Origin of the sequence: Bacillus sp. AM 13(2015) (genome assembly GCF_001518755.1) — a bacterium.
Taxonomy (GTDB): Bacteria; Bacillota; Bacilli; order Bacillales; family Bacillaceae; genus Bacillus; species Bacillus safensis.
In genome coordinates this window covers 15206-38485 of record NZ_LKCP01000030.1, presented here as the reverse complement: position 1 = coordinate 38485, position 23280 = coordinate 15206, and the positions used below count along the sequence as shown (strand labels likewise).

The 23280-nt window shown below is 42.5% G+C and carries 30 protein-coding genes; 27 read left to right on the top strand and 3 right to left on the bottom strand.

Annotated features, from left to right (window positions below):
- Nucleotides 1–37 precede the first annotated feature (37 nt).
- Entirely contained in the window at nt 38–418 is a 381-nt protein-coding gene (locus AOQ70_RS03565) for a rhodanese-like domain-containing protein (protein ID WP_039183198.1), read from the bottom strand.
- A 219-nt stretch (nt 419–637) separates the two neighbouring features.
- On the opposite strand from AOQ70_RS03565, the gene AOQ70_RS03560 reads away from it, so the two are divergent.
- The 3 genes from AOQ70_RS03560 (at nt 638) to AOQ70_RS03550 (ending at nt 2974) form a co-directional block, all read left to right on the top strand.
- Nucleotides 638–1474, top strand: coding sequence for a lipoate--protein ligase family protein (locus AOQ70_RS03560; protein ID WP_039179911.1), 837 nt, complete (start codon nt 638–640; stop codon nt 1472–1474).
- Nucleotides 1475–1559: 85 nt separating this feature from the next.
- Complete coding sequence (gene mntR / locus AOQ70_RS03555) at nt 1560–1994, top strand: transcriptional regulator MntR (RefSeq protein ID WP_003215946.1); 435 nt, start codon at nt 1560–1562, stop codon at nt 1992–1994.
- 104 nt (nt 1995–2098) lie between these two features.
- Nucleotides 2099–2974, top strand: coding sequence for a patatin-like phospholipase family protein (locus AOQ70_RS03550; RefSeq protein WP_047202281.1), 876 nt, complete (start codon nt 2099–2101; stop codon nt 2972–2974).
- Here the strand turns inward: AOQ70_RS03550 and AOQ70_RS03545 are convergent.
- Nucleotides 2971–3366: an SA1362 family protein gene (locus AOQ70_RS03545; RefSeq protein WP_039179905.1), complete on the bottom strand. Its 396-nt coding sequence runs from the start codon at nt 3364–3366 to the stop codon at nt 2971–2973. The two genes, AOQ70_RS03550 and AOQ70_RS03545, sit on opposite strands and share 4 nt — an antisense overlap.
- 38 nt (nt 3367–3404) lie before the next feature.
- The gene (locus AOQ70_RS03540) at nt 3405–4361 is read right to left on the bottom strand and encodes a DUF1385 domain-containing protein (protein WP_039179902.1); all 957 of its coding nucleotides are present in this window, start codon (nt 4359–4361) and stop codon (nt 3405–3407) included.
- 223 nt (nt 4362–4584) lie between these two features.
- Between AOQ70_RS03540 and AOQ70_RS03535 the strand changes: the two genes are divergently transcribed.
- From AOQ70_RS03535 to ahrC, 24 genes are all read left to right on the top strand, one after another.
- Nucleotides 4585–5112 (top strand): YqhR family membrane protein, encoded by a 528-nt coding sequence (locus AOQ70_RS03535; protein ID WP_059374877.1) that lies wholly within the window; start codon nt 4585–4587, stop codon nt 5110–5112.
- A 108-nt stretch (nt 5113–5220) separates the two neighbouring features.
- Nucleotides 5221–5664 (top strand): type II 3-dehydroquinate dehydratase, encoded by a 444-nt coding sequence (gene aroQ / locus AOQ70_RS03530; RefSeq protein ID WP_034280247.1) that lies wholly within the window; start codon nt 5221–5223, stop codon nt 5662–5664.
- On the top strand, nt 5658–6722 hold the full coding sequence (locus AOQ70_RS03525) for a M24 family metallopeptidase (protein ID WP_172881306.1): 1065 nt from the start codon (nt 5658–5660) through the stop codon (nt 6720–6722). Before aroQ ends, AOQ70_RS03525 begins: the two co-directional genes overlap by 7 nt.
- A 25-nt stretch (nt 6723–6747) precedes the next feature.
- On the top strand, nt 6748–7305 hold the full coding sequence (efp, locus tag AOQ70_RS03520) for an elongation factor P (protein ID WP_024422954.1): 558 nt from the start codon (nt 6748–6750) through the stop codon (nt 7303–7305).
- A gap of 169 nt (nt 7306–7474) precedes the next feature.
- Nucleotides 7475–7756: a YqhV family protein gene (locus AOQ70_RS03515; protein WP_059374876.1), complete on the top strand. Its 282-nt coding sequence runs from the start codon at nt 7475–7477 to the stop codon at nt 7754–7756.
- 66 nt (nt 7757–7822) lie between these two features.
- Nucleotides 7823–8746, top strand: coding sequence for a stage III sporulation protein AA (gene spoIIIAA / locus AOQ70_RS03510; protein ID WP_059374875.1), 924 nt, complete (start codon nt 7823–7825; stop codon nt 8744–8746).
- Nucleotides 8740–9255 carry a stage III sporulation protein SpoIIIAB gene (gene spoIIIAB / locus AOQ70_RS03505; protein ID WP_059374873.1) on the top strand — a complete coding sequence of 172 codons (516 nt, stop codon included), beginning with the start codon at nt 8740–8742 and terminating at the stop codon, nt 9253–9255. Before spoIIIAA ends, spoIIIAB begins: the two co-directional genes overlap by 7 nt.
- Before the next feature lie 19 nt (nt 9256–9274).
- On the top strand, nt 9275–9481 hold the full coding sequence (gene spoIIIAC / locus AOQ70_RS03500; RefSeq protein WP_003153142.1) for a stage III sporulation protein AC: 207 nt from the start codon (nt 9275–9277) through the stop codon (nt 9479–9481).
- Nucleotides 9478–9891 (top strand): stage III sporulation protein AD, encoded by a 414-nt coding sequence (gene spoIIIAD / locus AOQ70_RS03495; protein ID WP_087978339.1) that lies wholly within the window; start codon nt 9478–9480, stop codon nt 9889–9891. Before spoIIIAC ends, spoIIIAD begins: the two co-directional genes overlap by 4 nt.
- A 19-nt stretch (nt 9892–9910) precedes the next feature.
- Nucleotides 9911–11104, top strand: coding sequence for a stage III sporulation protein AE (spoIIIAE, locus tag AOQ70_RS03490; protein ID WP_059374872.1), 1194 nt, complete (start codon nt 9911–9913; stop codon nt 11102–11104).
- A gap of 14 nt (nt 11105–11118) precedes the next feature.
- Nucleotides 11119–11751, top strand: a complete 633-nt coding sequence (spoIIIAF, locus tag AOQ70_RS03485; protein WP_041086144.1) for a stage III sporulation protein AF — start codon at nt 11119–11121, stop codon at nt 11749–11751.
- On the top strand, nt 11744–12415 hold the full coding sequence (gene spoIIIAG, locus AOQ70_RS03480; RefSeq protein ID WP_039179881.1) for a stage III sporulation protein AG: 672 nt from the start codon (nt 11744–11746) through the stop codon (nt 12413–12415). The genes spoIIIAF and spoIIIAG overlap by 8 nt, the downstream gene beginning before the upstream one ends.
- Nucleotides 12415–13047 carry a SpoIIIAH-like family protein gene (locus AOQ70_RS03475; protein ID WP_024428006.1) on the top strand — a complete coding sequence of 211 codons (633 nt, stop codon included), beginning with the start codon at nt 12415–12417 and terminating at the stop codon, nt 13045–13047. The genes spoIIIAG and AOQ70_RS03475 overlap by 1 nt, the downstream gene beginning before the upstream one ends.
- Before the next feature lie 195 nt (nt 13048–13242).
- Nucleotides 13243–13725, top strand: a complete 483-nt coding sequence (accB, locus tag AOQ70_RS03470; RefSeq protein WP_039179875.1) for an acetyl-CoA carboxylase biotin carboxyl carrier protein — start codon at nt 13243–13245, stop codon at nt 13723–13725.
- 11 nt (nt 13726–13736) lie between these two features.
- A complete protein-coding gene (gene accC, locus AOQ70_RS03465) occupies nt 13737–15086 on the top strand; it encodes an acetyl-CoA carboxylase biotin carboxylase subunit (RefSeq protein ID WP_039179872.1) in 1350 nt (449 codons plus the stop codon).
- Between the two features lie 25 nt (nt 15087–15111).
- Nucleotides 15112–15519, top strand: coding sequence for an Asp23/Gls24 family envelope stress response protein (locus AOQ70_RS03460; protein WP_058838028.1), 408 nt, complete (start codon nt 15112–15114; stop codon nt 15517–15519).
- 210 nt (nt 15520–15729) lie between these two features.
- Nucleotides 15730–16125 (top strand): transcription antitermination factor NusB, encoded by a 396-nt coding sequence (gene nusB, locus AOQ70_RS03455; protein ID WP_012010530.1) that lies wholly within the window; start codon nt 15730–15732, stop codon nt 16123–16125.
- 11 nt (nt 16126–16136) lie between these two features.
- Nucleotides 16137–16988, top strand: coding sequence for a bifunctional methylenetetrahydrofolate dehydrogenase/methenyltetrahydrofolate cyclohydrolase FolD (gene folD, locus AOQ70_RS03450; RefSeq protein ID WP_039179869.1), 852 nt, complete (start codon nt 16137–16139; stop codon nt 16986–16988).
- A 69-nt stretch (nt 16989–17057) separates the two neighbouring features.
- Complete coding sequence (gene xseA / locus AOQ70_RS03445) at nt 17058–18404, top strand: exodeoxyribonuclease VII large subunit (protein WP_059374870.1); 1347 nt, start codon at nt 17058–17060, stop codon at nt 18402–18404.
- Nucleotides 18401–18661, top strand: a complete 261-nt coding sequence (locus AOQ70_RS03440) for an exodeoxyribonuclease VII small subunit (protein WP_003215880.1) — start codon at nt 18401–18403, stop codon at nt 18659–18661. Before xseA ends, AOQ70_RS03440 begins: the two co-directional genes overlap by 4 nt.
- Nucleotides 18645–19541 carry a polyprenyl synthetase family protein gene (locus tag AOQ70_RS03435; protein ID WP_197412135.1) on the top strand — a complete coding sequence of 299 codons (897 nt, stop codon included), beginning with the start codon at nt 18645–18647 and terminating at the stop codon, nt 19539–19541. The genes AOQ70_RS03440 and AOQ70_RS03435 overlap by 17 nt, the downstream gene beginning before the upstream one ends.
- Before the next feature lie 150 nt (nt 19542–19691).
- Complete coding sequence (gene dxs / locus AOQ70_RS03430; protein ID WP_059374868.1) at nt 19692–21593, top strand: 1-deoxy-D-xylulose-5-phosphate synthase; 1902 nt, start codon at nt 19692–19694, stop codon at nt 21591–21593.
- On the top strand, nt 21590–22444 hold the full coding sequence (locus tag AOQ70_RS03425) for a TlyA family RNA methyltransferase (RefSeq protein WP_058838031.1): 855 nt from the start codon (nt 21590–21592) through the stop codon (nt 22442–22444). The genes dxs and AOQ70_RS03425 overlap by 4 nt, the downstream gene beginning before the upstream one ends.
- Before the next feature lie 369 nt (nt 22445–22813).
- Nucleotides 22814–23263, top strand: coding sequence for a transcriptional regulator AhrC/ArgR (ahrC, locus tag AOQ70_RS03420; protein WP_024422938.1), 450 nt, complete (start codon nt 22814–22816; stop codon nt 23261–23263).
- The last annotated feature ends 17 nt before the right edge of the window (nt 23264–23280 follow it).

Sequence of the window (23280 nt, the reverse complement as noted above, 5' to 3'; positions counted from 1 at the left end):
AGACTCAGGGGGAATCATGCTCCCAGAGTCTTTTTTGTTAGTTCTTCGTTTTAATGCGGCCGCCCCATTTTTTAAAGCCGCCTTTTAAATTATAAATCTCACGGCAGCCATTTTTACGTAAAGTTTGGGCTGCTTTTCCACTTCTGAAATTATTTTGACAATAGAGATAAACAGGCTTGTCAGGACGTATTTCATTTTTGCGCTGCTTTAGTTGGGAAAGAGGGATATTTCTTGCCCCTAAAATATGTCCGCCTTCAAACTCATTTGGCTCTCTCACATCAATGAGCTGGGCTTTGCGGTAACCTTTAATAAATTCTGCTTCCGTCAGCGTTTTCATAATGCGCTGCTGATAAATGTAGCTGCCGATGGAATAAAGAACAAAAAGTCCACAAAGTGAGAGGACGATATAGTTGAACATTGACAATACAACTCGACTCCTTCTTGAGCATCAGCACAGTAGCCTGTCTGATGGTACGTTTTAGACAAATACTATTATAGTAAAGCATAAGAAACTTGTCATCATAAATGGTAAGAATTATTTTCAATTCCGTTCCTATTTGATAGACTGATGAAGAGAGAAAACCGGTGGTCACCACCATCATCTAACATTGACTACGTAAAAGAGAAGGGATTTTATATGCAAAAAGAGAAATGGTGTTTCATTGATTCAGGAAACCAAGACCCTGCCTTTAACATGGCAATGGACGAAGCCTTGCTTTATTGGCATAGTGAGAAGCTCATTCCGCCTGTTATCCGCTTTTATGGATGGGATCCGGCGACATTATCTGTTGGGTATTTTCAGAACGTTGAAAAAGAAATCAACCTAGAAGCTGTCAAGCGCTATGGTCTTGGATTTGTCCGCAGACCAACCGGAGGACGAGGAGTACTACATGACCAGGAGCTGACCTACAGCGTGATTGTGTCAGAGGAACATCCAGAAATGCCAGCAACGGTGACAGAGGCGTACCGTGTCATTTCAGAAGGCATTTTAGAAGGCTTTAAAGAGCTGGGACTCGATGCGTATTTTGCCATTCCTCGTACAGATAAAGAAAAGGAAAGCTTAAAGAACCCAAGATCTTCTGTATGCTTTGATGCCCCTTCTTGGTACGAGCTTGTTGTAGAAGGCAGAAAGGTAGCCGGCAGTGCTCAGACGAGACAAAAAGGTGTCATCCTCCAGCATGGATCTATTTTAATTGACCTTGATGAGGATAAATTATTCGATTTGTTCCTTTATCCTAACGACCGGGTAAGAGAGCGGATGCAGCGAAGCTTTAAAAACAAAGCGGTTGCCATCAATGAAATCTCAGACCGAACTTGTACGATAGACGATGCGCGTGTTGCGTTTAAAAGAGGATTTGAAAAAGGATTAAATATTGAGCTTGAACCTTATGAGCTGACAGATGAAGAATTAGCGTTTGTCCATCATCTCGCCAAAACGAAATATGCCTCAGATGATTGGAATTACAAGCGTTAAGACGATGGACACTCCTTGTTTTTTAATGAACGATGGTGTAGAATTGGGTTGATTATTAAGTAAAGGTGCATTATGGAGGGGTTTTATGACTACACCTAGTATGGAAGATTACATTGAACAAATTTATATGCTGATAGAAGAAAAAGGATATGCCAGAGTCTCTGATATTGCAGAAGCACTCGCTGTCCATCCCTCCTCTGTAACAAAAATGGTTCAGAAGCTAGATAAAGATGAATACCTCATTTATGAGAAGTATCGTGGTCTAATTTTAACCCCGAAAGGCAAAAAAATTGGAAAACGTCTCGTATACAGACATGAACTGCTGGAGCAATTTTTAAGAATCATTGGTGTAGATGAAGAGAAAATTTATGATGATGTAGAAGGCATTGAACATCATCTCAGCTGGAATAGCATTGACCGCATCGGCGATCTCGTTCAATTTTTTGAAGAAAACGATGAGCGATCTGTTCAGCTGAAAGCGATTCAAAAGAAAAACGAACAAACAAATCAAGAATCTTAATCAAAAAGGACACCCTTAGCATGGGTGTCCTTTTTGATTAAAGTTCTAATTGAAAGCAAATGCTCCTACACTATTATTAGCGTGAAATCAAAGGGGGCTCCTTGATGAAGATAGATGGTGTGTTCTCAGGTGGAGGCATTAAGGGGGCAGCGCTTGCTGGTGCCTATGAAGCGCTTGAAGCGAGAGGATTTCAATTTGTCCGTCTTGCTGGTACAAGTGCTGGAGCAATCATTGCTTCACTCATCGCAGCAGGTTTTACAAGCCAGGAAATTCGGGAGCTTTTAGATGAAATGGATGAGCATCAATTGCTTGATAGAAGATGTCAATTCATCCCGTTTAAAATGCTTAGGTGGGTATCCATTTACTGGCGTCTTGGTCTTTATAAAGGAGACCGGCTGGAAAAATGGCTGACTGATGTGCTAAAACGAAAAGGGGTCACCGTGTTTGGAGACCTCAAAAAAGATTCGCTGAAAATTGTTGCGTCCGATTTAACGAATGGAAAAATCCTCGTACTGCCAGACGACCTTCCTTCATATGGCCTAAATCCAGAGCGGTTTTCCGTGGCAAGGGCCATTCGAATGAGCTGCAGCCTGCCTTATTTTTTCGAACCTGTCAAACTGAAGTCTTCAAAAGGCATTTGTACCATTGTAGATGGAGGAGTGCTTAGCAATTTTCCAATTTGGCTGTTTGCTGAAGAGAAAAAAAGACCATTCGTCGGTGTCACATTAACGCCAAACGAAAAAGAACGCCCACAACACTCCATCCGCAATGCGTTTGAACTGTTTGGCGCTCTTTTTGAAACGATGCGTGGTGCTCATGACGAAAGACATATCGCCACAAAACACGAACGTCATATTATTTTTATTCCTGTAGAACACGTCATTGCCACTGATTTTCAACTCATGACAGAAAAGAAAAAGGCGCTCGTCGATCTAGGCAGACAGAAGGCCGAGCAATTTTTAAAAAGCTGGACATTTTAAAATAAGGCGCGATTCTTCTTTTTGTTTTTCTTGCCTTCAATCACAGTCAAATGTGTTTGGCTTTTCTTTTTGAGAAGGACGGGCTTAGACTTGTGGTCAGTCGGCACGCTTCGCAAATGAGTGACCCGATTTTTCATCTGGCTTTTCGTTTTTGGTTTAGGCTGCTGGTAGCGACGTTTTGATTGTTTGACTGCTTTGCGATAAAGATTGCCTTCTGTTCCAGTTCTTCGATTCATCAGCCATCTAAATAGGAAAAATAGGGCCGCTCCAATGATCACAACAGACAGCAGCATTGTAAAAAGTCTGCCTGGGTTCGTTGTGAGTAAGTACACAAATCCCAAAACACCTAAAGCGAAAATAATGGTAAAAGCAGGATGTACTCGGCGATTCATAACTGTCCACCTCCGAAGGAATTTACCGGATTTATAAGTTAGATCACTTGATGAGCAGAATCTGACGCTTGTTTTAGAGATGCTTCCTCTAAACGAAGAAGTTCATTAAAACTTGCAATGGCTACCTCGACTTGATCGTCAGAAGGTTCTTTTGTTGTAAGCAATTGCAGCCAAAGGCCAGGATAGCCAAGCACTTTAAGTACAGGCACTTCTCGGAGTTTGTTCGTGAGCTGAAGCACTTCAAATGAAATGCCCAGAACAACCGGAATGAGCGCCAAGCGGTTCAGAACTCTCACCCATAAAGGATCTGTCGGTACGAGTAAATAGACGAACATTCCAACAATGACAGTGAATAAAATAAAGCTGCTGCCGCATCGATAATGCAGACGGGATTGCTTTTGGACATTTTCCACTGTGATGTCAAGGTTCTGTTCATAGCAGTTTATGACTTTATGTTCTGCCCCATGATATTGAAATACTCTTTTAATTAAAGGGGTCATGGAAATAAAGTAAATATAGCCTAATAAAAGGACCAATTTAAAGAATGTTTCCACTGCGATTTGTGCGAAATTCCCTGAAAAGATGGGACGCACAAGCTCTGCTAAAAAGACAGGTACCAGGGTAAAGACAAATTTACTAAAGAGAAGAGAGAGAACTCCGATCACAGCAATGCCGAAAATCATGGATAATTTTGAGCCTTTTTGTTCTTTTTCAAGAGTATGATCTTCAGAAGGATCTAAGTCATATCGCTCACTGGAGAAGTTTAAGTGCTTACTGCCGTTTGCGCTTGCTTCAACAAGTGCAGCAACACCCCTGACAAAGGGGATTTTCTTGAGAAAGGCGGTTCGTTTATTGGAGGTCCGGGGAAGCTTCAAAAACTCAATGGACTGGTCCTTTCGCCGAATCGCTGTCACATAGTTCTTCTTACCTCCGAACATGACACCTTCGACAACTGCCTGCCCTCCATAAGCTGGAGGTTTTGTTTGATTGGACATATTTCATCAACCTGCCTGTTTCCTGTAATTTACATGCATTTCCTTATACCTTTATTGTACAGGATTTGAGGGGAAATCACTAGCGCACAGGTCGATTATCTACTAGAATTCTATCTACCTCTTTTTAGCCAGTATACCCTGTTTTAAAAATTTTACACTCACGCATGGAAATCCTTTTTTTTCATGACATTTTGGACATACTACTTGCTGGAGGTGTTCACAAATGAAACGTGATGAAAAGAAAAACCAAGAAGAAAAAAATCAGTCCGTGCAAACGACATCACTTGTGGCAAGAGCAGCTGCTACAGGCTTTGTAGGCGGTGTTTTTTGGGGCTTTATCGGGTTTCTGACCCATGTGTTCCATTTTTCAGAGGTGAGTCCTAACATGCTGCTTCAGCCATTTGTGCTTGGAGAGTGGAAAAAGGGAGGACTTGGTACTTTTATAAGTATTATGCTGTTAGGAATTTTATCGATTGGAGCCGCCTTTATTTATTATGGGCTTTTAAAAAGGATCAAAGGCTTTTGGATGGGTCTGGTTTATGGCGGGCTTTTATGGCTGCTCGTTTTTTACGTATTTAATCCCATTTTCCCAGATGTAAAGCAAGTACATGACTTGCAGCAAAGCACCATTGTAACGACATTTTGCCTATATATTTTATATGGCATGTTTGTCGGGTACAGCATTTCGTTTGAATATAATGAATTGACGAGTCAAAAGCTTGCGAGGGCACTCGGGAAAAAGACAGAATAAAGTGTAAATCACCTATTCATATGATAAAATATTTTTGGAAACGAAAGGTTTCTAAGGAAAAAGAAACAGATCTCAATATAGATTGAATTAGGGTGAAGGAGTGGTCATATGCCTCATTTTCTTGTACTGAATGGACCCAATTTAAATAGGCTTGGCAAAAGAGAGCCTGCTGTTTATGGAAGTAAGACGCTGACAGATTTAGAGACAGATTTGTTCCAGTTTGCAGAACGAGCAAACATTCAATTAACGTTCTTTCAATCGAATCACGAAGGGGATTTGATTGATGCGCTCCACGAAGCAGAAGATCAGTACGATGGAGTCGTGTTTAACCCGGGTGCATTTACCCACTACAGCTATGCGCTGAGAGATGCCATTGCAAGTATTTCTTTATCTGTCATTGAAGTACATATCTCAAATGTTCATAAGAGAGAGGAATTCCGCCATCATTCTGTACTTGCTCCAGTATGCCAAGGGCAAATCGTTGGTCTTGGCTTAGAAGGGTATAAATTGGCGATTCGTTATTTAGTCAGTGAAGGGGGAGCAGTATCATGAAACTTGAAAAACTAAGAACACTTTTAAGTGAATTAGAGATCGATGGCCTTGTCATTACGAGCAGCTTTAATTTACAGTACATGACCAGCTTTACCGGATCTGCCGGCCTTGCAGTTGTTTCAAAGGATCGGGCAGCTTTTATCACGGACTTCCGCTATACAGAGCAAGCGAAGGACCAAGTCAAAGGTTATGACATCATTGAACACAAAGGAAACATTGTGGAAACGGCTGCCCAAACGGCGAAGGAATTTGGAGTAAAACGCCTTGGGTTTGAACAAAACCATATGACATTTGCCACATATCAGCAGTACGCAGCCAAAGCAGGTGATATAGAGCTTGTTCCAGTCTCTGAATCAGTTGAAAAGTTGCGCTTGATTAAGTCTAGTGAAGAGATTAAGATATTAGAGGAAGCTGCGAAGATTGCAGATCACGCCTTTGATCATATTCTCACTTACATCAAGCCGGGCCTGACGGAAATTGCTGTCATGAACGAGCTTGAATTTTTCATGAGAAAAGAAGGTGCCGAAGGATCTTCATTCGATATGATTGTTGCCTCTGGTGTTCGTTCAAGCCTGCCGCACGGAAGAGCGAGTGAAAAGGTAATTGAATCTGGTGATTTAGTGACACTCGATTTCGGTGCTTACTATAAAGGCTATTGTTCTGATATGACAAGAACGATTGCTGTCGGAACACCAAGCGACAAGCTAAAGGAAATTTATCATATCGTATTAGAAGCAGAAAACGCTGGTGTGGATAGAATCAAGCCAGGCTTAACAGGAAAAGAAGCTGATCGCATCACACGAGACATCATTGAAAAGTACGGCTATGGTCAATACTTCGGGCATTCAACCGGGCACGGCCTAGGTATGGAAGTACATGAAGCGCCAGGCCTTTCCTCACGATCAGAGGTCGTTTTAGAAGAGGGAATGGTCGTCACAGTTGAGCCGGGGATTTACTTGCCAGATGTCGGCGGCGTGAGAATTGAGGATGATATTGTCCTGACAGCTGACGGCAATAAACGATTGACCCACTCACCGAAAGAACTTATCATATTATGATGGTGAAATGTAGGAGGATGACAAAATGATTTCAGTAAACGATTTTCGTACTGGCCTGACAATTGAAGTGGACGGCGGTATTTGGCGAGTAGTGGATTTCCAGCACGTAAAACCAGGGAAAGGCGCAGCGTTTGTTCGTTCGAAACTGCGTAACCTGCGTACTGGTGCCATTCAAGAAAAAACATTCCGCGCAGGCGAAAAAGTAGCGAAAGCTCAAATCGAAACAAAAACAATGCAATACTTGTATGCTAATGGCGATCAGCATGTCTTCATGGATACAAGTTCTTATGAGCAGCTTGAACTAAGTGAAGCACAAATTAAAGATGAGCTGAAATATTTGCTTGAAAATATGTCTGTTCAAATCGTGATGTACGGTGCTGAAACACTTGGAGTAGAACTTCCAAACACAGTAGAACTAGAAGTAGTAGAAACAGAGCCTGGTATTAAAGGTGACACAACATCAGGCGGTTCAAAACCGGCAAAAACTGAAACTGGTTTAATCGTCAACGTTCCTTTCTTTGTGAACCAAGGAGATAAACTAGTGATTAATACATCAGACGGCTCATACGTTTCAAGAGCGTAATGAACGAAAAAAGGCTGTAAACCTCGTGTTTACAGCCTTTTTTTATTGAAAAATGACTCCTCAAGACTGGCCTTCTCTCAATTCTCTCATTCATCTCTCTTCCTTCCTGAAAAACAAGACTACTTCCAGCTGGTCAAGCATATAGTGTAAAAAAAGCTGGAGGTTCTATATGAAACAATTGCTCCCAGGCATACACCCGTCGGTCGCTGCAATGGCAGGCATGAGGTTCTTATCCGCCGCCATTGAACTGACGGCAGCCATCCTCATTTTAATCACAAATGATGTACGGAAAGCAGTGGTCATCAATAGTATATTGGCGATCATCGGACCGCTCATTTTTATTATCACGATGACGATTGGAATCTATCAAATTGCAGGGCAGTTATCCTATGCAAAGCTCGTGTTCATTTTCATTGGTGTCGTGTTTATTCTTGTTGGGATCTATAAGTGAAACGGCTTGGCATAATTAACGGCTCACATCATACATTTTAGAGAAGAAAAAAAGGAGGGGAATTCGTTGCGGAGTTTGTTGGATATTCTCCCGCACTCGATTGGACAAGAACTCAGACTGCTGAAAGAGGCAGAATGGGCGCAAATAGAAGAAATCCGCATTCGCACGGATCGTCCTATTGAACTGATGCAAGGAGGAAAACCACGTTTCCTTTCTTATCACACCACCTGGGAAGATGCGTCTCAGCTATTAGGCAGGCTGAGCAATTACAGCATGTACACACTTGAGGAAGAGCTAAAACAGGGCTATATCACCATATCTGGCGGACACCGGGTAGGACTTGCAGGAAAGGTGATCGTTGAAAACGGATTTGTCAAAGGGCTAAGAGATATCTCTTCATTTAATATCCGCATTTCGAAAGAAAAAATCGGGATTGCGCTTCCCTTTCTTCCTTATTTATATAAAGAGCATTGGCACAATACACTGATCATCGGTCCCCCGCAAACGGGGAAAACCACATTGCTCCGGGATATAGCACGTCTTGCTAGTACAGGCACAAAGACAATTCCTCCTAGAAAAACAGGCATTATTGATGAGCGTTCTGAAATTGCCGGTTGTATCAGAGGGGTGCCGCAGCACCATTTTGGCCACCGGATTGATGTCCTCGATGCGTGTCCAAAGGCTGAAGGGTTGATGATGATGATTCGGTCTATGAGCCCAGAGGTCATGATTGTCGATGAAATCGGAAAAAGTGAGGATGTCGAGGCACTTTTAGAAGCGATTCATGCTGGAGTCAACATCATCGTCTCAGCTCATGGCTATTCACTTGAAGATGTTTATAAACGTCCTTCATTTAAGCCGTTATGGGAGCTTCGTGTGTTTGAACGATATGTTGAATTAAATCGAAACAATGGACCAGGTACGATCGGGCGGATTTACGGCGGGGACGGCCAAGAGATGAAATGGAGGCGGGGAGTGGACGTATGTTAAAGCTCATTGGCGCTATTTTCATTGTCGCGGCCACGACTTGGGGAGGATTCGAGTTTGCCAAACGATACAGCGACAGACCTAAACAAATTCGGCAGCTGCGCTTTGCTCTCCAGTCTCTTGAAGCTGAAATTATGTATGGCCAAACCCCTTTAGCGCGGGCTGCAGAGCAAATTGCAGCGCAGGTAGGTCCTCCAGTGAATCAGCTGTTTGAACAATTTGCAGAAAAGCTGAAAGTGGGGACTTTTTCTGCACGTCATGCATGGAACGAAAGTCTTGAAGATGTTTGGAAAAAGACTGTATTGAAAAAAGGCGAATATGAGGCGCTGAAGCACTTTGGGGAAACTCTTGGCCAGCATGATGTCACTTCTCAGCAAAAGTACATCAAGCTTGCTTTAGGCCATTTGGAATCAGAGGAGAAAGAAGCAGAAATCGCCCAAGAGAAAAATGAAAAAATGGTCAGAAGCCTTGGATTTTTAAGCGGATTGTTACTGATTCTTTTATTGATGTGAGAGGAAGGGAGTCGAGAGCATGGGCGTTGATGTAAACGTCATTTTTCAAATTGCCGGAGTAGGCATCGTCGTGGCCTTTCTCCATACGATTTTAGACCAAATGGGGAAGAAAGAGTACGCTCAGTGGGTGACGCTGCTTGGGTTTATCTACATCTTGTTTATGGTGGCAACCATTGTAGATGATTTGTTTAAAAAGATTAAAGCCGTATTTCTATTTCAAGGATAGGGGAGGGCTTACAAATCGAAATCATACAAATTGTTGGACTTGGTTTAATCGCTACTTTTTTAGCATTAATCGTCAAAGAACAAAAGCCAACCTTCGCCTTTATGCTTGTCGTTTTTACTGGATGTGTGATTTTCCTTTATTTAATTGATCAAATCTATGCCATTATCTCAATGATTGAAAAAATTGCAGCAAGTGCTGGCGTCAATATGAAGTATGTTGAAACCATATTGAAGATCATCGGCATTGCCTATATTGCAGAATTTGGCGCTCAGCTGACAAAAGATGCTGGACAGGGCGCCATTGCATCAAAAATAGAGCTAGGCGGTAAGATTCTCATCTTGGTTATGGCAGTCCCGATTTTAACAGTCATCATTGAGACGATCTTAGGGATGATCCCGTCCATGACGTAAATGAAAAGAGGTGACGACAATGAAACGGGTGACCGCTGTAATGGGATTAATGCTTTTCTTTTGGCTGTTTGCTCCGCATGCAGGTGCAGAAGAAAAAGAACCTTTATCTAATGAACAGCCAGCAGCAGAGGAAGTGGCGAATGGACAGGCTGATGCACTTGAGCTTCATTCCATCAGTGACTTTTGGGAAACCATTTTGGACGAGTATGGCGGCTTTTTGCCAGAAAGCCAAAAGGGCACAGTGAAGGAAATGATTGACGGCGATAAAGAGCTGTCTCCCGAAACATGGCTGAAAGCCTTTGTACATTATCTATTTCACGAGGTCATTGCAAACGGAAAGCTCCTAGGTACTCTCATTTTACTCACCATCTTTTGTTCGCTTTTGCAGCTTTTGCAAAATGCCTTTGAACAAAGCACTGTCAGCAAAGTCGCATATGCTCTTGTTTATATGGTGCTGATTATTATTGCACTCAACAGCTTTCATGTGGCGATTTCCTATGCCACAGAAGCTATTCAAACGATGACCAGTTTTATTCTTGCTCTTATTCCTCTTTTACTAGCGCTTATTGCTTCATCAGGCGGGCTTGTCTCAGCCGGATTCTTTCATCCTGTTATTTTATTTTTAATGAACACTAGCGGTGTTTTCATTCAATATGTCGTTCTTCCGCTCATCTTTTTATCAGCGATATTGAGCATTGTCAGTACGCTGACCGAACAATACAAGGTCACCCAGCTTGCGCAGCTGTTAAGAAATGTGGCAATTGGCGGGCTTGCCGTTTTTTTGACCGTTTTTCTCGGCGTCATTTCCGTTCAGGGTGCATCTGCGGCGGTTACTGATGGAATCGCTCTTCGTACAGCCAAATTCATTACCGGTAACTTCATCCCTGTTCTAGGCAGAATGTTTACAGATGCGACGGATACCGTGATCAGCGCCTCTGTTTTACTTAAAAATACAGTTGGACTAGTTGGGGTCGCCATTTTGATTTCAATTGCCGCCTTCCCGGCGATTAAAGTACTTTCGTTAGCCCTTATATATAAGCTTGCTGCCGCGATCCTTCAGCCGTTAGGGGGCGGACCCATCATCAGCTGTCTTGATGTCATTTCAAAAAGTGTGCTGTATATATTTGCCGCACTTGCAGTTGTGTCGCTCATGTTCTTTTTAAGCATTACCGTCATCATCACTGCGGGTAACCTGACCATGATGATGAAGTAAGGAGGGGACACCTTTTGAGCTTTCTCACGGAATGGATCACAAGTATTATTCTCTTTATCTTATTTGCGATTGTCATTGATCTTCTGCTTCCCAATTCGAGCATGCAAAAGTATGCAAAAATGGTCGTCAGTCTACTGCTCATCGTCGTAATGCTCAATCCGATTTTTGCTTTATTTCGAGCAGATCCTGACCAAATTTTTTCAGAATTGATGAAAGGGAAGGAAGAAGCGCAGTCAGAAGAAATAAAAAATCAGATGAATTTAGAAAAAAAAGAAATACAAGCCTCTCAGCGTGCATATATTTTAAAGCAAATGGCTGTCCAACTAGAAAAAAGCGCAAAGGAGCCACTGGAGAAGGAGAGCTATGAAATGAAACACGTAGAAGTGCTGGCTGATGAGGAGCATCTGGATCAGAATATGGAGGCGGATCAATTTCGCATCAAAGCAGTTCTTTCCCCGCTCACAGGTGATGCTGTAGAAACGGTGGCAAAGGTGGACATTGATCTCTCCAGGCAAAAGGAGGAAAGCGCTGAATCTTCTAGCAAAGAGATCACGAGGGTAAAAGAGACGCTGGCTGATGTTTGGAATACGAGTCCTGAGCACATCGCGCTGAACATTGAGGGAGGTGACGCAGCAGATCATGAATAACAAGGACTGGAAACAAAAGCTGAAATCATTCTTCCAGCCGCCTGAAAAAGGTGAAGGGAAACCCAAATTAACGAAGCACCATTACTTGCTGCTTGTATTCATTATCGGCGTATCTTTCATGTTAGTCAGTCAGATCTTGTCACCGCCATCAAGCAAACAACAAGCTGCGGTTCCTGCTGCTAAAAAAACATCCTCAGAAGAGCAGGAAGTATTCAAACCGGCATCCTCAGGTAAACCAAAGAATTCAATTGAGGACGTGGAGCAAGAATACGAAAACCAGCTGAAAGAAATTTTAGAGACCATCATCGGCGTTGAGGATGTATCCATCGTGGTCAATGTAGATGCAACGTCTTTAAAAGTGTTTGAAAAAAACAAATCCAATAAAAGTACAACGACCGAGGAAACAGATAAAGAAGGCGGCGTACGAAGTGTCACCGATCAAACAAAAGAAGAAGAAGTCGTCATCATCAAAAATGGCAATGAAGAAACACCAGTCGTTGTGCAAACGAAAAAACCAGAAATTCGAGGTGTCCTCGTTGTTGCTCAAGGAGTAGACAACGTTCAAATAAAGAAAACCATCATTGAAGCGGTTACACGAGTGCTTGATGTACCGAGCCATAGAGTGGCTGTTGCCCCTAAAAAAATCAAGGAGGATTCGGAATGATGTTAAAAAAACAAACGGTTTGGCTATTAACGATGCTAAGTTTAGTTGTCGTATTAAGTGTGTACTATATCATGTCTCCACAGGGTGAAAATGCAGTGACAGTAGAAGATACGAAATCTAAAGGGACTGAAGAGAAAAAGGTTGAAACAGAAAAAGGAACGGACAAAGGAATGGAAAAAGGCGCTGATAAGAAATCCACTGACAAAGAAACAAACGGCAAACAAGAGGATATCGAAACAAGCGGTGAAGAAGGAAAGGCTGTGTCAGAGCAAACAGACGATGAGCTTTTTACAACATACAGACTAGAGCTGGAAGATAAACGAAGCAAGCAGCGCGAAGAATACAACGAAATCGTCTCCAGTGACGATGCAACAGCGCAAGAAAAAAGTGAAGCATACGATCAAATGACAGCGCTTAGTGAAGCAGAAGGAACTGAGCGTCAGCTCGAGACCTTGATCAAAACAAAAGGCTATAAAGATGCGCTCGTAAGTGCTGAAGGAGATAAAGTGAGCATCACGGTTCGTTCTGATAAAAAATCAAAGTCTCAAGCGGCCGATATTATTGATATGGTAACAAAAGAAATGAGAGGTCTTGATAACGTAGCTGTCACTTTTGAGCCCACTAATCAATAAAAAATGAACTGGCGCCCTTTGCTGAAAAGGGCGTTTTTTGATGCGGCTTGACGCCCCTTCCAAGGTGCTTTCGCGAGACGCTTCGCCACAATAGTAGTTGAATTCATTGAAATCCTCCTGTAAGATGTGTATAGTACGTACTTTTAGTACTAGCCTATAATTAAAAGATAAATCCATACATAGGGGTGCAAATCCATGTTAAAAATTGAAGAAATTCATGAACTGATTAAATTAATTGACGACTCTACAATCGACGAATTTACGTACGAAAACGAAGGTGCGAAAATCAAACTGAAGAAAAATAAAGAAGTCGTTCAGCAAGTTGCGGCACAAGCACCAGTGGCTCCTGTCCAAGCAGCTCCAGCTCAACAAGCTCCTACAGCACAAGCTCCAGCTCAGACTGAAGCCCCTGCACAAGAGGCAACTGCGTCTGAAAATCTGCATAAAATCACATCCCCAATGGTTGGCACATTTTATGCTTCCTCTTCACCAGAAGCAGATCCATACGTGACAACAGGTTCTAAGGTGAAGGAAAATTCAGTTGTATGTATCGTTGAAGCGATGAAACTGTTTAATGAAATCGAAGCAGAAGTAAAAGGTGAAATCGTCGAAGTATTAGCTGAAAACGGTCAGCTTGTAGAATTCGGACAACCCCTCTTTCTAGTGAAAGCAGAGTAAGGAGTACGATCATGATTAAAAAGCTATTAATTGCAAACAGAGGAGAAATCGCAGTTAGAATTATCCGCGCTTGTAAAGAGCTTGGAATTGAAACTGTTGCGGTATTTTCTGAAGCGGATCGCGATGCGCTGCATGTACAAATGGCTGATGAAGCATATTGCATCGGACCAACTGCTTCTAAAGATAGTTATTTAAATGTCACGAATATCGTCAGCGTAGCAAAATTAACAGGAACAGATGCCATCCATCCAGGATACGGCTTTTTAGCAGAAAATGCAGACTTTGCAGAGCTTTGCGAGGAATGTAATGTAATCTTTGTTGGACCAACCGCGTCAGCGATTTCCAAAATGGGAACAAAAGATGTCGCGCGAGAAACAATGAAGAGTGCAGGCGTCCCGATCGTTCCTGGTTCTCAAGGAATTGTAAAAGATCTTGATGATGCTGTTTCAACAGCAGCTAGTATTGGGTATCCTGTCATTATTAAAGCAACTGCAGGCGGAGGCGGTAAAGGAATCCGTGTGGCTCGTACAGAAGAAGAGCTTATTAACGGAGTCACCATCACGCAGCAGGAAGCGGCGCAAAACTTTGGGAACCCTGGTGTCTATTTAGAAAAGTTCATTGAAGACTTTAGACATGTGGAAATCCAAGTGCTTGCAGATCAGCATGGCAATACGATTCATTTAGGAGAGCGTGACTGCTCGATCCAAAGAAGAATGCAAAAGCTTCTTGAAGAAACGCCATCACCAGCACTGAATGCAGACATCCGTGAGCAAATGGGTGAAGCAGCCGTAAAAGCAGCAGAAGCTGTTGAATATACAGGTGCTGGAACAGTTGAATTCATTTATGATTATAATGAAGAGAAGTTCTACTTCATGGAAATGAATACTCGTATTCAAGTAGAGCATCCTGTGACAGAAATGGTCACAGGTGTAGACTTGATCAAAGAACAGATCAAGGTTGCATCAGGTGAGAAGCTTTCTCTTACACAAGAGGATGTCGTATATGAAGGCTGGGCGATCGAATGCCGTATCAATGCAGAGAACCCAGAGAAAAACTTCATGCCTTCAGCTGGTGAAATTAAAATGTATCTTCCGCCAGGCGGTTTAGGAGTACGTGTTGATTCTGCCGCTTATCCGGGCTATGTGATTCCGCCATATTATGACAGCATGATTGCAAAAGTGATCACATATGGTAAGACGAGAGAAGAAGCGATTGCGAAAATGAAACGTGCGCTTCAAGAATTCGTCATTGAAGGAGTCTACACAACGATTCCATTCCACCTTAGATTGCTCGAGCATGAAACATTTGTGAGTGGTAATTTTAATACGAAGTTTTTAGAAACATACCAAATCATGAAATAATCACAGCTTTCGGAGGTGAATGATCGTGTCAGAAAACAATTTGCTTGAAATGAACCTTGATGAAGATCAATTGGGAAAAGTGCAAATTGCACCAGAAGTGATTGAAGTCATTGCTGGGATCGCCGCTTCAGAAGTCGAAGGCATTGCCGAAATGCGCGGCAATTTCGCTGCTGATGTAGCAGAACGCTTTGGTAAGAAAAATCACCGTAAAGGTGTAAAAGTAGATGTCTCTGATGAAGGCATCACAATCGATGTGTATTGTGTGGTTGAATTTGGCCTATCCATTCCAAAGGTATCCACTGCTGTACAAGAAAATATCCGTCAAACCCTTTTAAACATGACTGCCTTAACGATTAATGAAATTAACATTCATGTCGTTGGCATTCAATTTGATACAAAAGCACCTGATGCTGAAGTAGATCAAGAAATGTAAAGAAGGGTTCAAGTGAAACCAAGGAGGCATTGCCTCTTTGGTTTTTTAAAGCCCATTTTTGGGTGATTTCCGAATATTGATAACGTCACGTGTTGATTGATTCGTTTTTCGTCACAGCTCGCATGGATCTTGGTGCGACCACGGTCAAAATATGTTATGATCTCTGTATGGCTTAACGACAAGCGGATAAAGTGGTTAAAGGAGTAAATAATGAAAAGAAGAACTGCAAGAGAAAAGGCGTTACAAACATTATTTCAAATTGATGTGAGCAATATTGATCCGAAAGAGGCCATTACACATGCGCTGGATGAACAAGAATCAGATCCTTTTTTCGAGGAACTGGTTTTCGGTGTGCTTGAACAAAAGGACAAGCTTGATGACATGATCTCACAGCATCTAGTGAATTGGAAACTCGATCGTATTGCAAACGTAGACAGAGCCATTTTAAGGCTGTCTGTGTACGAGATGGTGTATCAAGAAGACATCCCAGTTAGTGTCTCAATGAATGAAGCGATTGAACTTGCCAAATTATTCGGCGATGATAAAGCACCGAAATTTGTAAATGGTGTACTTTCGAACATTAAAAACGACCTAAAGCAGCAATAGGAGGATTCGACATGACAGCAACAATCATCGATGGGAAAGAAACAGCAAAAGAAAAGCGTGAACAATTAGCAAAAGAAGTAGAAGAGCTAAAACAAAAAGGAGTCACACCTGGTCTTGCCGTTATTCTAATCGGTGATGATCCGGCTTCACTTTCTTACGTACGCGGGAAGAAAAAAGCAGCAGAAGCAATGGGCATGCATTTCCAGCTTGATCATTTAGATGCTTCTTTAACAGAAGAAGAATTGCTTCAGCTGATTGATCAGTACAATGCGAACGATCAATTCCACGGGATTCTTGTTCAACTTCCACTGCCTAAACACATTTCTGAAAAAGCCGTTATTGAACGTATTTCACCTGAGAAAGATGTAGATGGTTTCCATCCATTAAATATCGGGAAAATGCTGCTTGGGGAAGATACATTCCTTCCTTGTACACCAGCAGGTATTGTTGAATTATTGAACAAAACGGGTGTCGATCTTTCTGGAAAAGAAGTGGTTGTTGTGGGGCGCAGCAATATTGTCGGCAAACCAGTTGGACAATTGCTGTTAAATGAAAACGCAACGGTTACTTACTGCCATTCAAGAACGGCAAATATTTCAGAACACACGTTAAAAGCGGACATTTTAGTTGTTGCCGTCGGTCGAGCAAACTTTATTAAAGCTGACCAAATCAAAGAAGGCGCAATTGTCATCGATGTAGGAGTCAATCGTTTGGATACTGGGAAGCTTGTTGGGGATGTTGATTTTGAAGGAGCAAAAGAAAAAGCTTCTTACATCACACCAGTCCCTGGCGGAGTCGGTCCAATGACGATTACGATGCTTGCACACAATACGGTTAAATCAGCAAAACGTACATTAGCATAAGCTTATCCATTCATCCACCTGCATGATGCCGGTGGATGAATGTGCGTTTTTGAAGAGGAGGAATACGTCATGAGTGAAAAAGCCTTTGTGACGGTCACAGCCCTTACAAAATACATAAAAAGAAAATTTGATGTTGATCCGCATTTAGAAGATATTTGGATCAAAGGTGAGTTATCCAATGTGAAGATTCATTCAAGAGGTCATGTGTACTTCACCTTAAAAGACGAAAACGCACGCATGCAAGCTGTCATGTTCCAGCGTTCCGCAGCAAAGCTGCCTTTTTCACCAAAAAGCGGAATGAAAGTGTTTGTACGCGGCGGGATTCAAGTATATGAACCAAGCGGCAACTATCAATTATATGCAAAAGAAATGCAGCCTGATGGTGTTGGTGCTCTTCATCTCGCTTATGAAGAGCTGAAGAAAAAGCTGGCAAGTGAAGGCTTATTTGATGCGCGCTATAAAAAACCAATTCCTGAATATCCAGAGGTTGTTGGTGTCATTACATCCCCAACAGGAGCGGCTGTCCGGGATGTCATTACAACGATTAACCGGCGCTATCAGCAGGCGAAAATCATTGTGCTTCCGGCGCTTGTCCAAGGTGAAAATGCCACTCGTTCAATCGTAGAGAGGATCAAGGAAGCAAATGAAAAACAGCTCTGTGATGTCTTGATTGTCGGAAGAGGAGGCGGTTCGATCGAAGAACTTTGGGCCTTTAATGAAGAAGCTGTCGCAAGAGCAATCTTCGCATCAGACATTCCAATCATTTCTGCAGTAGGGCACGAAACGGACTTTACAATCAGTGATTTTACTGCAGACATGAGAGCACCCACACCAACAGGAGCAGCCGAGCTCGCTGTTCCAAGCACAGCCGATTTAATAGAACGAATCAAATCCATCGACATTCGGCTGACAAGGGCCGTGAAGAATCGAACATCACAAGCGAAAGACCGTCTTGTGGCGCTGCAATCCTCTTATGCTTTCCGTTTTCCAAAACGATTGCAGGAGCAAAAAGAGCAGCAATTCGATTTGGTCTTTGACCGTTTTCAAAAACAGCTGACGAGACAAATTGAACAAAAACGCAGTCAACTAGACCGCCAGACATACAGGTTGAAGCCGCTTCATCCAAAAGAGCAGCTGCTTCAAGCGAAAAAACGCTATGCCAATGAAACAGAACAGCTCATCCGAAGCATGAATGTGCAAATGAAAACAATTCATTCGCAGTTCCAATCTGTTCTTGGTAAACTAAATGCATTAAATCCACTTCAAGTGATGGAAAGAGGCTACAGTTTAGCCTATAAAGACGATGAACTGATTAAAAGTGTGAACCAAGTCGATACGAAGGATCAGCTGGCTATCACCATGAAGGATGGACGTCTGATTTGTGAGGTTATTGAGAAGGAGGGGCAATCATCATGACAGAATCAAATAAACAAAAAGAAGAACAAATGACATTTGAAGAAGCGATGAAAGGTCTTGAGGAGATCGTTGGGAAGCTCGAAGAAGGAGATGTACCACTTGAGCAAGCCATTCATTATTTCCAAGAAGGCATGACACTTTCAAAGCTTTGTCATGAAAAATTACAGCACGTTGAAAAGCAGATGGATTTCATTTTAAAAGAGGACGGTGAGCTGGCTCCTTTCTCAGTGAAGGAGGCAGATGCTGGTGACAAGTAATTTGCAGGATTTTTTAACAACACGAAAACAGGCCATTGAAGATTATTTATTTACATATGTTCAGGAATTGAAGATTCCAGAAGACCTCAAATCTTCGATGCTTTACTCTCTTAAAGCTGGAGGGAAAAGACTTCGTCCTGTTCTCGTTCTTGCTTTATTACATGCCTACGGCAAAAAAGAAGAAGATGGCATACCGGTTGGCTGTGCTGTAGAGATGATTCATACGTATTCATTGATACACGACGACCTTCCTTGCATGGACGATGATGACCTTCGCAGAGGAAAGCCGACCAACCATAAAGTATACGGGGAAGCAACAGCGGTTCTCGCTGGCGATGCTCTTTTAACAGAAAGCTTCCGTCTGATTACATCTCAGCTATCTAGCAGCGTCTCTCCTGACCAAAAACTCAAAATCGTAGATGAACTTGTGAAGTCAGCAGGTGCGCTAGGCATGGTTGGCGGGCAATTTGATGACATGGAAGCAGAGCAAAAACAAGTCCCGCTTGCAGAACTAGAATCCATTCACGCCCGGAAAACAGGAAAGCTTCTCACATTCAGCGTCACAGCAGGTGCCATGCTGGCAGGTGCATCAGATGACGAAATCGAAAAACTAAGAGAATTCAGCTATCATATCGGTATTGCTTTTCAAATCCGTGATGACATTTTAGATCTCGAAGGAAGCGAAGAAAAAATAGGAAAACGGGTCGGCTCTGATACAGCGAATGAAAAGTCGACATATCCTTCTTTATTAACGCTTTCAGGAGCAAAAGAAAAACTGCACGAGCACATCACACGTGCAAAAGAAATTGTCTCAAATCTTGAAATAGAGCAGCAATTGCTGCATGAGTTATGTGATCTGATCGCCTCAAGAGATCATTAAAAACAGCCTAGATTTGAGGGTCTTCGAGCAATTGTGGTAAACTGTAAACAGTTTATCATGATGAGACAACTCTTATTCCCGCTTGGTTTTCATAGGAATAAGGCATTATATATGTAGATAGAAATTTTGTTGAAAGCGAGTTGATCCTGATTGGATCTTTTATCAATAAAAAATCCAACGTTTCTAAAAGGAATGTCAATAGCAGAATTAGAGGAGCTTAGTGCTGACATTCGCATGTTTTTAATTGAGTCCTTGGCTAACTCTGGAGGGCATATCGGTCCGAACCTGGGTGTCGTTGAACTTACGGTTGCCCTTCATAAAGTATTTGACAGCCCGAAAGACAAATTCCTTTGGGATGTTGGACATCAGTCTTATGTTCACAAGCTGTTAACTGGGAGAGGGGCGGAGTTTGATACGCTTCGTCAATATAAAGGACTTTGCGGATTTCCTAAACGAAACGAAAGCGAGCATGATGTATGGGAAACAGGTCACAGCTCAACGTCATTATCTGGCGCGATGGGTATGGCGGCGGCGCGTGATATTAAAGGAACAGATGAATATATCCTGCCGATTATCGGAGATGGTGCATTAACCGGAGGTATGGCGCTGGAAGCTCTGAATCATATCGGTGATGAAAAGAAAGATATGATCGTCATCTTAAACGATAATGAAATGAGTATTGCACCAAACGTCGGCGCGATTCACACAATGCTTGGCAGACTGCGCACAGCAGGCAAATACCAATGGGTAAAGGACGAGCTCGAATATTTATTCAAGCGGATCCCAGCTGTAGGCGGAAAGCTTGCTGCCACAGCAGAGCGTATTAAAGACAGCCTCAAGTATTTACTTGTGTCTGGCATGTTCTTTGAGGAAATGGGATTCACTTACTTAGGTCCTGTCGATGGACATTCTTATGAAGATCTTTTTGAAAACCTTGAATATGCAAAGAAAACAAAAGGTCCTGTCTTGCTACATGTCATCACGAAAAAAGGAAAAGGCTATCAGCCGGCAGAATCCGATAAAATTGGGACTTGGCATGGTACAGGTCCATACAAAATTGATACAGGTGACTTTGTAAAACCAGCAGCAGCTGCCCCGTCATGGAGTGGTCTTGTCAGTGAAACAGTCAGAAAGCTTGCGCGTAAAGATGAGCGAATTGTGGCCATCACGCCTGCGATGCCTGTTGGCTCAAAACTTGAAGGCTTTGCAAAGGAATTTCCAGAGCGAATGTTTGATGTAGGAATTGCTGAGCAGCATGCAGCCACAATGGCAGCTGGGCTTGCGACGCAGGATATGAAGCCATTTTTAGCGATTTATTCTACGTTCCTGCAAAGAGCCTATGATCAAGTGCTGCATGATATTTGCCGCCAGAACCTCAATGTATTTATCGGGATTGACCGTGCGGGTCTTGTTGGTGCAGATGGAGAAACGCATCAAGGTGTGTTTGATATTGCCTTCATGCGTCATATGCCGAATATGGTGCTCATGATGCCGAAGGATGAAAATGAAGGTCAGCACATGGTCAATACAGCCATTCAGTATGATGACGGTCCTATTGCCATGCGTTTCCCGCGTGGAAATGGGTTGGGCGTGAAAATGGATGAACAGCTGAAAACCATTCCGATTGGGTCTTGGGAGGTTCTTCGTCCAGGGAAGGATGCCGTCATCTTAACATTCGGAACGACGATTAAAATGGCACTGCAAGCAGCTGAGGAACTTCAAAAAGAAGGAAAATCAATTCGTGTCGTCAACGCTCGGTTTATTAAGCCGCTTGATGAAGCGATGCTAAATGACATTCTTTCTGAAGGGATTCCGATTTTAACGATTGAAGAAGCTGTGCTCCAAGGCGGGTTTGGCAGCAGTGTATTAGAATATGTACACGACAAGAAAGCATCACATATCAAAGTAGAACGGATGGGTATCCCAGATCAATTTATTGAGCATGGAAGTGTTGATGCCCTGCTTGAAGAAATTGGTCTGACGAAAGCACAGGTTGCTGAGACTTTACGTGGCCTGCTTCCCGCAGCACCAAGAAAAGGAATTGGATCATGACATCAAAGAAAGAACGACTTGACGTTTTATTAGTCGAACAAGGACTAATGGAAACAAGAGAGAAAGCAAAGCGTGCCATCATGGCAGGAATCGTTTACTCAAATGAAAACCGTTTGGATAAACCAGGAGAGAAAATTGCTCGTGATACTCCGCTCACAGTGAAGGGGAATCCTCTCAAATACGTAAGCCGAGGCGGGTTAAAGCTCGAAAAAGCGCTCAAAGAATTTGACCTGACAGTTGAAGGGAAATTGCTGATTGATATTGGCTCATCTACAGGCGGATTTACGGATTGTGCTCTTCAAAATGGAGCGGTCAAATCATATGCTGTAGATGTTGGCTACAATCAGCTTGCGTGGAAATTAAGGCAGGATGACAGGGTGATCGTCATGGAGCGCACCAATTTCCGCCATTCCGTCCCAGCTGATTTTACTGAAGGATTGCCAGAAGTGGCTTCAATTGATGTATCTTTTATTTCACTTAAACTCATTCTGCCAGCTTTAAAGCATATTCTTGTTCCGGGTGGTGACTGTATTGCACTCGTCAAGCCTCAATTTGAAGCGGGCAGAGAGCTTGTTGGGAAAAAAGGCATCGTGCGCGAGCCGTCTGTCCACCTCGGTGTACTAGAAGAAATGAATCAATTTGCTGCTAAAGAAGGCTATGATGTAAACGATGTTTCATTTTCGCCTATCACTGGTGGAGACGGAAATATTGAATTTCTGCTTCATTTAGTGCTTCATCCTGATCAAGAGGAGAATACGGCGCTTCCGGTTTCAGAACTTGAGAAGGTCGTGAAGGAAGCCCATTCTGTATTGAAAGAAAAGAAAAGCAGCCCTGAGCCGGCTGACACATGAGATGATTGATACAAAAGGAATAATAGCTCGCTATTATTCCTTTTCAGATTGTTGACAAAGGGTTAAAATGATCTTTATTTTAGCCCTTTGTCTTCTTTTCAGCGTGATAGAAAACCTTTGAAGTCTAGGAAGTTCGAGCACTGGAGCGGAGCGAATTTGACATTCGTGAGCACCAGCGCGCAGGACTGACACCGAATGCGAGGGTTTGTCTACACGCTGAAAGGAATAATAACTCGCTATTATTCCTTTTTACATGGTCAAAAGACGAGAATCGGCTGGATCTCACGTAATGCTTGTTTTTTGAAGTGTGCATCATATAACATAGAACGTAAAGACAAACTGAGAATAAAACGCCTAGGGGGGTCAAATATGAATAAAGGTCAAAGGCATATTAAAATTAGAGAAATCATTGCAAGCCAAGAGATCGAAACACAAGATGAATTGGTCGATATTTTGAAAGCCGATGGATATAATATCACACAAGCGACCGTTTCTAGAGATATTAAAGAATTACATTTAGTGAAAGTTCCGACGAATAATGGAACATATAAATACAGTCTTCCTGCGGATCAGCGGTTTAACCCGCTGTCAAAGCTGAAACGATCCCTAATGGATGCATTTATTAAAATGGATGCTGCCAGTCATTTAATTGTTCTGAAAACAATGCCGGGTAATGCTCAGGCGATCGGTGCTTTAATGGATAATTTAGATTGGGAAGAAATTATGGGAACGATTTGCGGAGATGATACCATTTTAATCATTTGCCGCACTCCAGATGATACAGAGACAGTTTCGAGCAAAATTTTAGAGCTTCTATAAAGAATCAGGTTTACTAA

Excerpts from the sequence above, each read along its gene's own strand:
- AOQ70_RS03475 (WP_024428006.1), top strand. The coding sequence starts at position 12,415 with ATGTTAAAAAAACAAACGGTTTGGCTATTAACGATGCTAAGTTTAGTT.
- accB (WP_039179875.1), top strand. The coding sequence starts at position 13,243 with ATGTTAAAAATTGAAGAAATTCATGAACTGATTAAATTAATTGACGAC.
- AOQ70_RS03435 (WP_197412135.1), top strand. The coding sequence starts at position 18,645 with ATGCTGGTGACAAGTAATTTGCAGGATTTTTTAACAACACGAAAACAG.
- AOQ70_RS03515 (WP_059374876.1), top strand. The coding sequence starts at position 7,475 with ATGAAACAATTGCTCCCAGGCATACACCCGTCGGTCGCTGCAATGGCA.
- spoIIIAC (WP_003153142.1), top strand. The coding sequence starts at position 9,275 with ATGGGCGTTGATGTAAACGTCATTTTTCAAATTGCCGGAGTAGGCATC.
- AOQ70_RS03550 (WP_047202281.1), top strand. The coding sequence starts at position 2,099 with ATGAAGATAGATGGTGTGTTCTCAGGTGGAGGCATTAAGGGGGCAGCG.
- AOQ70_RS03440 (WP_003215880.1), top strand. The coding sequence starts at position 18,401 with ATGACAGAATCAAATAAACAAAAAGAAGAACAAATGACATTTGAAGAA.
- folD (WP_039179869.1), top strand. The coding sequence starts at position 16,137 with ATGACAGCAACAATCATCGATGGGAAAGAAACAGCAAAAGAAAAGCGT.
- accC (WP_039179872.1), top strand. The coding sequence starts at position 13,737 with ATGATTAAAAAGCTATTAATTGCAAACAGAGGAGAAATCGCAGTTAGA.
- spoIIIAG (WP_039179881.1), top strand. The coding sequence starts at position 11,744 with ATGAATAACAAGGACTGGAAACAAAAGCTGAAATCATTCTTCCAGCCG.
- AOQ70_RS03540 (WP_039179902.1), bottom strand. The coding sequence starts at position 4,361 with ATGTCCAATCAAACAAAACCTCCAGCTTATGGAGGGCAGGCAGTTGTC.
- mntR (WP_003215946.1), top strand. The coding sequence starts at position 1,560 with ATGACTACACCTAGTATGGAAGATTACATTGAACAAATTTATATGCTG.
- efp (WP_024422954.1), top strand. The coding sequence starts at position 6,748 with ATGATTTCAGTAAACGATTTTCGTACTGGCCTGACAATTGAAGTGGAC.
- AOQ70_RS03425 (WP_058838031.1), top strand. The coding sequence starts at position 21,590 with ATGACATCAAAGAAAGAACGACTTGACGTTTTATTAGTCGAACAAGGA.
- AOQ70_RS03565 (WP_039183198.1), bottom strand. The coding sequence starts at position 418 with ATGTTCAACTATATCGTCCTCTCACTTTGTGGACTTTTTGTTCTTTAT.
- xseA (WP_059374870.1), top strand. The coding sequence starts at position 17,058 with ATGAGTGAAAAAGCCTTTGTGACGGTCACAGCCCTTACAAAATACATA.
- ahrC (WP_024422938.1), top strand. The coding sequence starts at position 22,814 with ATGAATAAAGGTCAAAGGCATATTAAAATTAGAGAAATCATTGCAAGC.
- AOQ70_RS03535 (WP_059374877.1), top strand. The coding sequence starts at position 4,585 with ATGAAACGTGATGAAAAGAAAAACCAAGAAGAAAAAAATCAGTCCGTG.
- nusB (WP_012010530.1), top strand. The coding sequence starts at position 15,730 with ATGAAAAGAAGAACTGCAAGAGAAAAGGCGTTACAAACATTATTTCAA.
- AOQ70_RS03560 (WP_039179911.1), top strand. The coding sequence starts at position 638 with ATGCAAAAAGAGAAATGGTGTTTCATTGATTCAGGAAACCAAGACCCT.
- spoIIIAB (WP_059374873.1), top strand. The coding sequence starts at position 8,740 with ATGTTAAAGCTCATTGGCGCTATTTTCATTGTCGCGGCCACGACTTGG.
- spoIIIAE (WP_059374872.1), top strand. The coding sequence starts at position 9,911 with ATGAAACGGGTGACCGCTGTAATGGGATTAATGCTTTTCTTTTGGCTG.
- AOQ70_RS03545 (WP_039179905.1), bottom strand. The coding sequence starts at position 3,366 with ATGAATCGCCGAGTACATCCTGCTTTTACCATTATTTTCGCTTTAGGT.
- aroQ (WP_034280247.1), top strand. The coding sequence starts at position 5,221 with ATGCCTCATTTTCTTGTACTGAATGGACCCAATTTAAATAGGCTTGGC.